This is a genomic window from Aggregatimonas sangjinii, assembly GCF_005943945.1.
Lineage (GTDB): Bacteria > Bacteroidota > Bacteroidia > Flavobacteriales > Flavobacteriaceae > Pelagihabitans > Pelagihabitans sangjinii.
The window spans coordinates 304,729-317,136 of sequence record NZ_CP040710.1 but is presented as its reverse complement, the minus strand read 5'-3'; the positions used below and the strand labels follow the sequence as shown (position 1 = coordinate 317,136).

Below are 12,408 nucleotides of genomic sequence, written 5' to 3'. Positions count from 1 at the left end.
TAGAAGTTGGAAGTTGGAAGCGGGAAGTAGAAAAAAAATAAACTCATAAACACCTAAACTCATAAATCCCCTTTAACCTTTGAACATCGAATCGTAACCCATGGTAAGTAGATACATATATTTACAACTTATTTTCCGCATCGTGATGCTTTCGGTTTCGGCCTTGGCCACCGGATTTTTCTTTTTTCGAGACCAATACATTCTCTCCTGCTTGGCATTTGCGCTTCTAATTGGTTTAACCGTCTCCCTAATACGCTATGTGAATCACACCAACCGTAAAATCGCCTATTTTTTCGATGCTATTAAAAATGAGGATTTCACGCTTCGATTTCCTGAAAAACTGAGTGTAAAATCGTTGGAAGAGCTCAATCATAGCTTGAACATGCTCAATGCGATGATTCAGGACATCCACTTAAAAAAACAAGCCCAAGAGCAATACTACCAAGAGATTCTGAAACAGGCAGATATCGGTATTCTTACCATAAATTCTAAAGGGCATATCCTGTATGCCAATCCTACAGTGCAACGCCTTTTAAATTATAGTCCCTTAAACCATATCAAACAGTTTAATCAAGTTGATGAGAAATTGTATCGACTTTTTGAGGAGTTAGCCCCTTTCGAAAGCCGCATCTTTCAACTGGAAAACGAACGGGAGAAAACGCAATTGGCCTTAAAATCCACTTCTATTCAAATTGATGACCAAGAGTTATTATTAGTCGTTGTTCAGGACATTCATAAAGAACTGGACGAAAAGGAAACCGATTCTTGGGTAAAGCTTATTCGCGTGCTCACCCATGAAATTATGAATACGATTACCCCGATTACCTCCATTTCGGAGTCTATTCTCAAATATTTTAAGACGACGGACACGATTCCACAAATACAATTAAATGAAGACCACATTCAAAATACGGTCAAGGGATTGGAAGTCATCAAGGAACAGGGAGGGGATTTGATGGAATTCGTACAATCGTATCGTAGTTTTTTAAGCCTCCCTAAGCCCGACAAAGCATTGGTATCGGTCCAAAAACTTTTGGACAAGGTGCTGGTATTGATGGATCAAGAAGGTCAGAATGACGCCATTAAATTCCGAATATTGGTGGAGCCGGCAGACTTGGAACTGTATATTGACGAAAAACAGATTTCCCAAATTCTGATCAATCTCATCAAAAATGCACAGCAATCGATGAACGGGGATAAAATGACGCTTCCCGCTGAAAGGGAATATTTCATTTCGATCACGATTGGTATATCTGAAACCAACGGAAAAAAGTATATCCAGATCACCGATAATGGTCCCGGTATTCCCCCAGAGCTAATCGATGAAATTTTCGTGCCGTTCTTTACCACGAAGAACACCGGAACAGGGATCGGGCTGAGCTTGTCCAAACAGATTATGCATCTGCATGGTGGCACAATTCGAGTGCATTCCGTCCCATATCAAGAAACCTCGTTTATTTTGGTTTTTTGAAAATGCCTTCTTCGACTTTTAGCTACTTCCACAGAACTGGGCATCATACCAAATGAGTTTCAAAATGGGCTTTTAATCTAGAATTCCCGTTTTCAATCGGAAGGAGTCCGTATCATAGACTATTCTATCTTATCTTTGCCAAAAATGAAAATAGGGTCGTGGTTTGGAGTTGGTTCTTGTAGGATAGACTAAAACCTACTGCCCTTATTTGTTTAATATAATAGAATACCAAATTACATAAGCATGAAAAAAGTAGCGTTGATAACAGGGGTAACGGGACAAGATGGGGCCTACCTTAGTGAGTTTCTCCTGAAAAAAGGATATATGGTTCACGGACTAAAACGCCGTTCATCCCTCTTCAACACCGACCGTATCGATCATATTTATCAAGATCCTCACATTCAGGACCGAAACTTCGTTTTACATTATGGTGATATGACCGATAGCACCAACTTGATACGTTTGATTCAAGAAATACAGCCAGACGAAATCTACAACCTTGCGGCAATGAGCCACGTGCAAGTATCTTTCGAGGTTCCCGAATACACCGGAAACGCTGATGGCTTGGGCACATTACGTATCCTGGATGCCGTTCGCCTATTGGGGTTGACCAAAAAAACTAGGATATATCAGGCCTCCACCTCGGAACTATACGGGAAAGTACAGGAAGTACCCCAGAGCGAAACCACTCCCTTTTATCCTCGTAGTCCGTATGCCGTTGCGAAGATGTATGCGTATTGGATAACCGTCAACTATCGCGAAGCCTATGGTATGTATGCTTGTAATGGTATCCTTTTCAATCATGAATCGCCGATTCGAGGGGAGACATTCGTCACAAGAAAAATTACTCGTGCTACCTCAAGAATAGCACTTGGCCTTCAAGACAAACTATACCTCGGTAATTTGGATGCGCAGCGTGACTGGGGCCATGCAAAGGATTATGTGCGTATGATGTGGATGATACTGCAGGCCGATGAGGCCGAAGATTGGGTAATTGCCACAGGAAAGACAACGCCCGTTCGGGAGTTCGTTCGGATGAGTTTTGCGGAAGTGGGCATCGAATTGGAATTTAAAGGTGAAGGCGTTGAAGAAAATGCCTATATCAAATCATGTAGCCATCCGGAATACCAATTGGAAATAGGGAAGGAAGTGCTCTCGGTAGACCCCAAATACTTTAGGCCTACGGAAGTAGAATTGCTTATCGGTGACGCATCAAAGGCCAATAATAAGCTGGGCTGGATTCCCGAATACAACTTAAAAGACTTGGTTAAGGATATGATGCAAAGCGACTTGAAATTGATGCAAAAAGACCAATACCTTCAAAAAGGTGGCTACCGCACGCTGAACTATTTTGAATAGCAGATGAAGAAAGACTCAAAAATATATGTAGCCGGTCACCGCGGGTTGGTAGGCAGCGCCATTATCAAGAACCTCGAGGCAAAAGGGTTTACCAATATCATTCATAGAACACATGCGCAGCTCGATCTTACCGACACCAATGCCGTAGCCTCGTTTTTCAGCCAGGAAAAGCCGGAATATGTGTTCCTTGCGGCTGCCAAGGTGGGTGGTATCGTAGCGAATAATACCTATCGCGGTGAATTTATTTACGCTAACCTGATGATTCAGAATAACGTAGTGCATCAAAGCTACCGCAATCAGGTTAAAAAACTTATGTTCTTAGGAAGTACTTGTATTTATCCGAAGAATTGCCCGCAACCGATGAAAGAGAATTACCTTTTGACCGATGTGCTCGAATACACCAACGAGCCCTATGCCATTGCTAAAATTGCGGGAATTAAACTATGTGAAAGCTATAATTTACAGTACGGCACCAATTACATTTCAGTAATGCCTACAAACTTATACGGCCCAAACGATAATTTCGATTTGGAAAAGTCACATGTACTTCCGGCACTCATCCGAAAAATTCATCTCGGAAAGGCGCTGGAAAATGGCGACTGGGATGGTATCGAAAAAGACTTGAACCGTTTACCGATCAAAGGCATCGATGGAAGTTCCTCGAAAGCATCCATTCTGAATGTCCTATCCGAATTTGGGGTTACCTTGGAGGATAACGATACTGCCAAGGTTGAAATATGGGGCAGCGGAAAACCAATGCGGGAATTCCTATGGTCGGAGGACATGGCCGACGCCTGTGTCTTCTTAATGGAACAAATCGATTTCACGGATACTCATCCTTCCGATGCGAAGGAGATTAGAAATACCCATATCAATATAGGCACCGGAACGGACATCTCGATTGCCGATTTAGCGGTATTGATTAAAAAAACCATTGGTTTTAAGGGAGAATTCTTTTTTGATGCCGAAAAACCCGATGGTACGGTCAAAAAGTTGACCAATGTGGAAAAGTTGAATGCTTTGGGCTGGAAGCATTCCGTGAACTTGGAAGCTGGAGTTCGGAGGATGTACGACTGGTATTTGGGGCGATAGTCCTGAAAAACAACGTATTTATTCTGTTTGAATTCAGGAAGAATACGGGAGCAATGGTAAAAAACCTTAAACCGCGTATACATTTCGAGAAACAACGAAAGTGAAATGTGCGGAGCTGGCCATTACAAGATAAAAGTGAAATATGCTTTCGGAACTATTGGAATAAGTGGCCTATAAATATAATAGAAGCAAACTGTAAAGTGTGTTAGACCTTGCAAGATTACACGCCTTTTTCTAGCGCAACTCATTTGGTTTAGAGCACTGCCCTGAAACAGAGCAGAGGTTACCATTACGAATCGGACATCAAATGAAATCCTACATTTAGGGATGTCGGCTTTTGATTATCAGTTATGAGCCTTTATGTTACATTATTTTATCTTAGGGAATCAAAAAATATGGTAGTATATAACCATAGTTCTTATTTTAGAAGCCGTCGCAAAGAATTATGAAGTGTTTTCTACTTTTAATCATACGTGCAGGAATGTGGAGGAACGGATGAAATAAAACAACCTGAATATGCGTTACCGTAGCGGAGTGGCTATTCAGAGAAGTGATCGCGGATATACAAACCCTAATTCGTTAAATCTAAATAGCTCTTGTGGCCAGTAGCGGTTGGTGAAATTTTTACGATATTTGTTCGCAAAACCAAGAAACGTTTTCCATAGTATAGTTGCAAGGTTTAAAGAGATGGGGAATGCTATTTACCCATTACGGATTTAGGTTTGTTGACTAAAATTGGAGTAGTAGCTCAGTTGGTTTAGAGCACTGTCTGCCTCTGACAAGGCAGAGGCCCTTGGTTCGAATCCTGTACACTCCACTAAGAACAGAACCTTTTGGGAAGGTTAGCTTAAGTATATCGTCATGTTCCCGTTGAGGATGACTTCACATAATAAACAACCTTATTGGTTTTTTAATCAATTCATGGTAGAAGAAATTGAAATTCTCGGTATCAAAGTTCACAACTATTCCTTCAGGGAATCTTATGAGCTCATCTCAAAGGCTTTGAATGGGGGCCACAGAAAGGTTTTTCATGTTGGCATAAATGCCGCCAGTGTTGAATTGGCAAAAAAAAGTAACGATTACGTGAGGATGGTCAACAGTGCCAACTTGGTTAACCCTGATGGTATATCCATGTTGTGGGCATCATCGTTTCTTGGGAAGCCTTTAAAAGAAAGGGTTCCTGCTACGGATTTAATGTCACAGGTAGTTACCCACTGCGCAAATAGCGGTATAGGAATTTATCTTTTTGGAGCGGAGGAAGATATTGTCACGAAGGTAAGGGATAAGTTTAACGAGTTATCTCTAAATCCCGTAGTTGTAGGATACAGAAATGGCTATTTTTCGAATGAACAAATTGATGAAATAGTCGAGGATATAGCCGATTCCAATGCAAAATTATTGTTGATTGCCCTCCCTTCTCCAATGAAAGAAGAATTTGTTTATAACAATTTTGATAAAATGGGAAACTTGAGCGTTTCTATGGGCGTTGGTGGCGCCTTCGATGTTATTGCATCAAAAGTCAATAGGGCGCCAAAATGGGTGCAGGATATTGGATTTGAATGGTTCTACAGGATGATGCAGGAACCTAAACGACTATGGAAAAGATATCTTGTAGGTAATACTAAATTTATCTTTTGGGTAATCCGTGAAAAGTTTGGCGCTACTGGTCATTAGACTTTGGACCATACGGTTCGGTTAATATAGTCTACGTACGAAATTATTATTCGAACTACTTTCTCACTGACATTCGGCATGGAATAATCGTCAACTTGACGAAAATTGCGATCTCCATTTCTTTTTTGGATTTTCAATGCCGCCAGACCTTGCAGAATGCGTTCGGGATTCAATCCCACCATCATAACAGAAGCTTCTTCCATAGCTTCGGGCCTTTCGTGCGCTTCTCGTATGTTCAAAGCATGAAAATTAAGGATAGATGATTCTTCTGAAATGGTTCCACTGTCGGACAACACTGCAAAAGAATTGCATTGAAGGGCGTTATAATCAGAAAATCCCAAAGGCTTCAAAAATTGGATCAAGGGATGGGTTTTTACATTTTTTGAATCCAACATTTTTCTAGTTCTCGGGTGGGTCGATACAATAACCGGGTAATTGTATTTTTCGGCAATTAGATTGAGTGATTCAATTAATCCGTTGAAGTTTTTGAGATTGCCGATATTCTCTTCCCTGTGGGATGAAACCAAAAAATATTTGTTCTTGTTCAATTTCAACCTTTTTAATACTTCCGATCCTTCGATTTTGACCTTTTGTTCATTCAAAACCTCGAACATGGGGCTCCCGGTTTTAATAACACGATCAGGGGACAGCCCTTCCCTAAGAAGATATTCGCGGGCGATATCGCTATATGTTAGGTTGATATCAGCAATATGATCAACAATTTTCCTATTGGTTTCCTCGGGTACACGTTGGTCAAAACATCGGTTTCCTGCTTCCATATGAAAAACCGGGATTTTTCTTTTTTTGGCAGGTATTGCACAGAGACAACTATTGGTGTCACCTAAAACCAAAAATGCATCAGGGCTAAGTTCTTTAAGAAGAGGGTCGATAAGAATCAGAATGTTGCCAATGGTCTCCGCAGCTCCGCTGCCTGCGGCATTCAGAAAATAATCGGGTTTGCGAATGCCCATATCCTCAAAAAAAATCTCGTTGAGCTCATAATCATAGTTTTGGCCAGTATGAACAAGCGTATGATTTATGGCTTCACTTGCATCTAGGGCTTTTAAAACACATGCCAACCGAATAATTTCGGGTCTGGTCCCAACCACGGTCATTACTTTGAGTTTTTGCAAAATTTGGCTTTTTTAAGGTTATACTTCTACGAAAAAGGTATCCGCATCATCCGGGTTGTAAGGTTCGTTGATCCAAAAAAGTGTTAACAATTCATCATCCCCAATGTTCTTTATGTTATGGGTATACCAAATAGGCATATCTACATAAGCTGGTTCTTCCCCATCCAAATAGTAATCAATAATCTCTTCCGAATCTACTTTTCGCAACTGGATCAGTGCCTTTCCTTTAATCACGGCAAACCGCTCTGCTTTTCGCGTATGGAAGTGGTTCCCACGTGTAATGCCCGGTACTGTGGTCGAAAATGAAAACTGACCACTGGTTTGGGTACGGGCGATTTCTACAAAACTCCCTCGAGGATCGGTATGCTGGGTGTATTTGACGGGGTAGTGATTTTGGGGAATATAACAACGAAAAGTATTGAACAAGGCTTTTTCAAAGGAATTTGCCAAGTTGGGAAAAATCCCTTTTTCCATATAATCCTTCTTAAAGGTATTCAGTAAAGAAAGGAGTTTAGATACTTTGATGTGGTAATCCGGTGCAATAGTTAATTCAAAGCTATTTGAACCTATTTTTTCTGAAGCAGAAGTTTCGCTAATCGTATTGACGAAATGTTGTATCAAATCGTTTACATAGATGAGACCCACCTCATTATCCTGAATAACCGTAGGTATTTCGTTTCTGACTATTTTGTGACAAAAGGTGGCAACCACAGAGTTGTAGTTCGGTTTTCCAAAAGGACCAAAAACATTGGGTATCCTTAGACTTGTAAATTTGCCATTACGGTGCTTAGCCCAATTTATAAAAAGCTCTTTACCCTCTTTTTTAGACTTGCCATAGCGACTGTTGCTCTCCTCCTGAGTCGAGCTTGAGAACAGAATATGTGGTTTGGAGCCGGTATGTACGCAAGCAGCGATTAAGACCTCGACCAATTCAACATTCGTATTGTAGATTACCTCGGGATCTTCGTGTCGGTTCATGGCCGCCAAGTGGACAATTATATCGCATTGGGATACAAAATCACCAAGTTTTTTGGGGTCTTTAAAGAAAGAACGTTTAAAGGGAACGATTTCCCATGCGGTATGCAAGCCAAGTGTATTGTACAAATGCCTACCCAAAAAGCCTTCCTGACCAGTGATTCCTATTTTTTTTACCATACGTTTATTGTAGTTGCCAAGTTTTTAAGTCATAACGAAAATCGTCCTTTTTAGATTCTTCCAAGGTGAAGTTTGAGAAAACCGTTAGTTTAGAATCTGATTCGGTAGCTTTAATAGCTGTGGCAGCACCTCCGATAACCTCCAAAATTACCGGTTCTTTCTCGGACAATCGAAACGCCGTGGGCACCAATTTTACCGACGGATTTTGAAAATCGTCTATCTTCACAACATTAATTTGAAAACTTCCCTGACTACAATAAAACCATTTTGTTTCGTACTTATGGGCTTGCCATCCTCTTGTAAATTCAGCATCACTTGGAACAATTTCATACATTCTGATAATGTCACCCATGTTAAAGGTGTTGAAAAATCTCAGACTTCCCCTTGCATCCTTAAAAACATTACCTTTTATAAATTGAAAAGACATCATAAATGCTCTTTTATATAATCCAATTTCATCAGGGTGTTTTTCAATTCATTAGTTGTCAAGCGTAGGGTATTATGGGAATGGTAATCTTCAACCAAACTAATATCAGTTTTTCCTTGGAAATAGTAACTACCGTAATTAAGATTGCGATTGTCAGCAGGAATTCTATAAAAGTCACCCATGTCAACAGCCTTTAACATCTCTTCGCGTGTGCAAAGGGTTTCATATAGTTTTTCGCCATGACGAGTCCCGATTTCTTTTATTTCATTATCCGCTTTAAAAATATCACGTATAGTGTTTGCCAAGTCGCCAATTGTGCTTGCGGGCGCTTTATTTACGAATAAATCTCCCTGATTTCCATTTTTGAAAGCAAAAATCACCAAATCTACCGCTTCTTCCAACGACATCAAAAAGCGAGTCATGTTGGGGTCTGTGACGGTGATGGGTTGCCCATCCTTGATTTGTTTAATGAACAAAGGAATTACAGAACCTCTAGACGCCATTACATTTCCATATCTAGTTAGGCAGACAATGGTTTCATCTTCAGGGATATTTCGAGAAGCGGCTACGGCTACTTTTTCCATCATGGCTTTACTTATTCCCATAGCGTTAATAGGATAAGCAGCCTTATCAGTACTAAGACAAATAATCCGTTTTACCTTATTGGCAACTCCAGCATCAATAGTGTTTTGAGTACCAAACACATTGGTTTTTGTTGCTTCTATAGGAAAAAACTCACAAGAGGGTACTTGTTTTAAAGCGGCGGCGTGAAAAACATAATCTACCCCTTGCATTGCCCGGTTTATGCTGTCAAAGTCCCTTACGTCTCCAATATAGAACTTGACTTTTGGATTGTTCAGGGTCTCCCTCATGTAATGCTGCTTTTTCTCGTCTCTACTAAAAATTCGAATTTCCTTAATATTCGTCTTGAGAAAGCGTGCCAGAACGGCATTTCCAAAGGAACCAGTACCCCCTGTAATCAACAAAGTTTTGTCTTTAAACATTCTATATGGTTATATGTTGTTCAATTTAAACCCAATTAAATGGTTGATACCATATAGCGGGGAAGGCTTTAAATTCTCCATAAAAGGATGGAAATTTTCTTGTATGCTAAAACTAATGTGAATGCCTAAATTTAACGTTAATAAATCGATTGGCGGTTGGAATATATCGATGGGTTGTACGAAAATCCATACCAAGATACTATTTGCAATGGGCATTTTTACAATTTACCTTTTAAATGGGTTGGCAATAGTTTTAAAAGTTCTTTATGTTTTTTCAAATCTTCTTCAGAGTCAAATCTGTTTCCGATTTTTTTTGCAGGATTACCGCCATATATAGAGTAAGGCTCAACATTTTTGGTTACCAAGGAACCCGCTGCAATTATTGAACCTAATCCTACAGTAACACCACTTAGAATTATGGCACCATACCCAATCCATACATCATCTTCTATTCGCGTTATCTCTTCAAGCCCTTTCCAGGCATAATCCTCATCCCTAATTCTTGGTGTCAATCTTATGGGCAGGCCCAGTGTTTGGTAGTGGTGGTCATATTTTCCTATAATGCCAACCTTGTTTCCTACTATCACATTGTTTCCTATGGTGCAAGAGGTTTCAATTTGAGAGTCCCTGCCCATATAAAAGTTGTCTCCTATACGAATGCCATTTCTCCCCCATAAGTAAACACGCTGCCCTACATAGAAATTTTTTCCGATAGCGTATTTTCTCCACTTGACATGTTTGAGGTAAAGAATTCTAATCTTTTTAAGGGTACGGACCATTTTTTAGATTGGTTAAACATTTTTACCGTCCATTATTTGACGGTCTTATCCAAATAATATCCAACTTTGGCTAGAATCCTGGCCCTAAGGCCCATCTTGGTCAAAAAAAGACGGTGTGTTTCCTTGTCAATTTCAACCTCATCGTTAAATTTAAAATCGCAGGAAGAAGACTCGTCAAGGACAGGAAAGAATCTCTTATTTGATGTTTTGCTGTGCGTGGCCATGGCATCAAACCCCACGTTAATCACCTTGGAATGAGTCGGGTACAGAGTCAAAGTATCGGTTTTGTACTGGTGGTAAAACCATCTGATATCCCAAGCATCCAACTCTCCCTCCATCTGTTTCCGAAGCATTCGGTTCAAGTCCGAACCTCCACGAGAGAATTCTTTTCTCTTTTTGGAGCTTCGCCTGTGTTCTTCATAATCTTTAACTTCCCAGTCAACATTTTCCCATCTGGTTTTCCAAGTGGCCCAGCCCCACGGCCAACCCCTAGGAAGAAAGTAGGTGTCATTTGGTCTTCTTTCCTTGCTGTCCAAATCCAGTGAATACCCAGAGATAGACAAAACTCTCTCATTGTGTTGATAAACCTCAAGTGCCTTATTCATAAAGCAAAGAAAATTGGGGGTAGTAAACAAATCGTCTTCGACGACGATTACACTTTCGTGCTCGGCCAAGACATCGGATACACCTTTGATAATGGAATTGGCACAACCTCTATTTTTTTTTGACTTTACGATGTATACTTTTTTAAAACCATCTACACTCTCGATATATCTATGTACCTTTTTCACATGGGGTTCGTCGATAGGATTTTTGGCACCATCGCAAAAAATATACAAATCAGATTCAGAAGCCATTTTGTTCTGTCTCAAATGGATAATAGTCTGTTTTAGAGTATCCAGTCTTTTATAGGTGAAGAGTGCAATAGGTACAGGCATAGATAAGGTCTTGATTTAATCACTAAAATTCGCAACAACTCTAAACAGTATCCAATCCATATTCAAATCTCTTCGTTTCAGGAACGTTTTATCCAGATTTTAAGGATTTAAACTTTCAATATAGAAAATTTTGGCAGTCTATTGCTTTTTAAGACAGTTTTCAATTGTTTCGAATTTTAAATTCATCTGACTTGAAAAATTGTCCTTTTTCGGGTGACCCGTTTAGTGGTAACAAAATAACAAAATTATTATAGCACAAAGCCCGTATCTCATGCTAAAAGGTGAAATAATCGATAATTGACCAGATTAACTTCGAGATAAACTTAAATCTGACCAATATCAATAAAACTGTTTGTCCGAGAACCGTCAAAATTTATGATTAGCAGCACGGAATTAGGTCATAAAACTCTTAATATGTAGTTCTAATAGGTTATTTTAATCTCAATTATCGGTTGCATATTCTTTGTACCTAATATTTATCATTCCCGCAAAACCTCCGAGTGCTTCACTGATTTTAATCAATCCCAAGTATTTATGTTTACTAGAAAATGGTAAAAAGACCAAACTGCAAATTCCGAATCCTAAATAAAGTATGCTGATGAAGAATTTCCTTACAAGCATTACATATGCTTTTTTTAACTTAAGAATATACGTAAAAGTCGATGCTGCCCTGTAAATTCTGCGCATCACCCATTTTAAGGTAGCTCTTTTTTCAGGTATTGTTTCGTATACAATGGCATTGTGTGACCAAAAAATTCGAGCTCCTTTTTGAATGGCCTGAACACCAAAAAAAGTATCTTCCCCGCCCGTTTGATCAAATCTAGAATCGAAACGGAGTTTATGGTCATTAAGAAACTTGGCTTTTATCAGTAGGTTATTTGATTCAACGAGTTCTATCTGTGTATTTGTTTCGAAATTTTCCACATAGAACCAACGTGCGATATATTCCGGAACTGCTTTTTCAAAAACAGGAAGATTAGGCCCAAGAACCATATCGGCATTCATATGAATCATTGTTTTAACAAGTTCATTTAACCAATTTCTAGTGACATATTCATCATCATCGACAAATGCGATATATTCTGGATTAAATTTCAATGATTGTTTTAAAATCTCATTTCTCACATGCGTAAGGCCTTTCTTAGCGAAGTTGAAATAGTGAAGCGTAAAAGGAGGGGCACATTTCTTCTTGAGGGATTTAATTACAGACTCCGCTGTACGTCCCTTATCGTTATCAACTACTACAATACATATGGTATCAATCAAATCTTGGTTTATCTGGCTATCGTAAATACTGAGAATCAATTTCTCAAGCATTATCGGTCTTTTGTAAGTTGGTATGCCTATAACCACTGGATTCATATGTCTTCTAAGAT

At 39.5% G+C, this 12,408-nt stretch carries 10 protein-coding genes and 1 pseudogene; 4 read left to right on the top strand and 7 right to left on the bottom strand.

Annotated elements, in window-relative coordinates:
* Positions 1–100 precede the first annotated feature (100 nt).
* The 4 genes from FGM00_RS01250 to FGM00_RS01235 all read left to right on the top strand — a co-directional run bounded on the left by FGM00_RS01250 (position 101) and on the right by FGM00_RS01235 (position 5,596).
* Positions 101–1,471 (top strand): sensor histidine kinase, encoded by a 1,371-nt coding sequence (locus FGM00_RS01250; RefSeq protein WP_138851165.1) that lies wholly within the window; start codon positions 101–103, stop codon positions 1,469–1,471.
* A 243-nt stretch (positions 1,472–1,714) separates the two neighbouring features.
* Complete coding sequence (gene gmd / locus FGM00_RS01245) at positions 1,715–2,830, top strand: GDP-mannose 4,6-dehydratase (protein WP_138851164.1); 1,116 nt, start codon at positions 1,715–1,717, stop codon at positions 2,828–2,830.
* A 3-nt stretch (positions 2,831–2,833) separates the two neighbouring features.
* Positions 2,834–3,922 (top strand): GDP-L-fucose synthase family protein, encoded by a 1,089-nt coding sequence (locus FGM00_RS01240; protein WP_138851163.1) that lies wholly within the window; start codon positions 2,834–2,836, stop codon positions 3,920–3,922.
* Positions 3,923–4,843: 921 nt separating this feature from the next.
* On the top strand, positions 4,844–5,596 hold the full coding sequence (locus tag FGM00_RS01235; protein WP_175416167.1) for a WecB/TagA/CpsF family glycosyltransferase: 753 nt from the start codon (positions 4,844–4,846) through the stop codon (positions 5,594–5,596).
* On the opposite strand, the gene wecB is transcribed toward FGM00_RS01235, so the two are convergent.
* From wecB to FGM00_RS01200, 7 genes and pseudogenes are all read right to left on the bottom strand, one after another.
* Positions 5,593–6,729, bottom strand: a complete 1,137-nt coding sequence (gene wecB / locus FGM00_RS01230; RefSeq protein ID WP_138851161.1) for a non-hydrolyzing UDP-N-acetylglucosamine 2-epimerase — start codon at positions 6,727–6,729, stop codon at positions 5,593–5,595. The genes FGM00_RS01235 and wecB overlap by 4 nt on opposite strands.
* Positions 6,730–6,747: 18 nt before the next feature.
* Positions 6,748–7,884: a polysaccharide biosynthesis C-terminal domain-containing protein gene (locus tag FGM00_RS01225; RefSeq protein ID WP_138851160.1), complete on the bottom strand. Its 1,137-nt coding sequence runs from the start codon at positions 7,882–7,884 to the stop codon at positions 6,748–6,750.
* A gap of 4 nt (positions 7,885–7,888) precedes the next feature.
* Positions 7,889–8,314, bottom strand: a complete 426-nt coding sequence (locus tag FGM00_RS01220; protein ID WP_138851159.1) for a cupin domain-containing protein — start codon at positions 8,312–8,314, stop codon at positions 7,889–7,891.
* Positions 8,311–9,315, bottom strand: a complete 1,005-nt coding sequence (locus FGM00_RS01215) for a polysaccharide biosynthesis protein (RefSeq protein ID WP_138851158.1) — start codon at positions 9,313–9,315, stop codon at positions 8,311–8,313. Before FGM00_RS01215 ends, FGM00_RS01220 begins: the two co-directional genes overlap by 4 nt.
* Before the next feature lie 284 nt (positions 9,316–9,599).
* Positions 9,600–9,767, bottom strand: a pseudogene (locus tag FGM00_RS20125) (DapH/DapD/GlmU-related protein); the annotation flags it as partial.
* A 359-nt stretch (positions 9,768–10,126) separates the two neighbouring features.
* Positions 10,127–11,032 (bottom strand): sugar transferase, encoded by a 906-nt coding sequence (locus FGM00_RS01205; protein WP_138851156.1) that lies wholly within the window; start codon positions 11,030–11,032, stop codon positions 10,127–10,129.
* A gap of 441 nt (positions 11,033–11,473) precedes the next feature.
* A complete protein-coding gene (locus tag FGM00_RS01200; protein ID WP_138851155.1) occupies positions 11,474–12,394 on the bottom strand; it encodes a glycosyltransferase family 2 protein in 921 nt (306 codons plus the stop codon).
* Positions 12,395–12,408: the final 14 nt, after the last annotated feature.

Bases quoted from the DNA above. Each gene is read 5' to 3' on its own strand.
- FGM00_RS01235 (WP_175416167.1), top strand. From the start codon at position 4,844: ATGGTAGAAGAAATTGAAATTCTCGGTATCAAAGTTCACAACTATTCC.
- FGM00_RS01205 (WP_138851156.1), bottom strand. From the start codon at position 11,032: ATGCCTGTACCTATTGCACTCTTCACCTATAAAAGACTGGATACTCTA.
- FGM00_RS01215 (WP_138851158.1), bottom strand. From the start codon at position 9,315: ATGTTTAAAGACAAAACTTTGTTGATTACAGGGGGTACTGGTTCCTTT.
- gmd (WP_138851164.1), top strand. From the start codon at position 1,715: ATGAAAAAAGTAGCGTTGATAACAGGGGTAACGGGACAAGATGGGGCC.
- FGM00_RS01200 (WP_138851155.1), bottom strand. From the start codon at position 12,394: ATGAATCCAGTGGTTATAGGCATACCAACTTACAAAAGACCGATAATG.
- FGM00_RS01225 (WP_138851160.1), bottom strand. From the start codon at position 7,884: ATGGTAAAAAAAATAGGAATCACTGGTCAGGAAGGCTTTTTGGGTAGG.
- FGM00_RS01250 (WP_138851165.1), top strand. From the start codon at position 101: ATGGTAAGTAGATACATATATTTACAACTTATTTTCCGCATCGTGATG.
- FGM00_RS01240 (WP_138851163.1), top strand. From the start codon at position 2,834: ATGAAGAAAGACTCAAAAATATATGTAGCCGGTCACCGCGGGTTGGTA.
- FGM00_RS01220 (WP_138851159.1), bottom strand. From the start codon at position 8,314: ATGATGTCTTTTCAATTTATAAAAGGTAATGTTTTTAAGGATGCAAGG.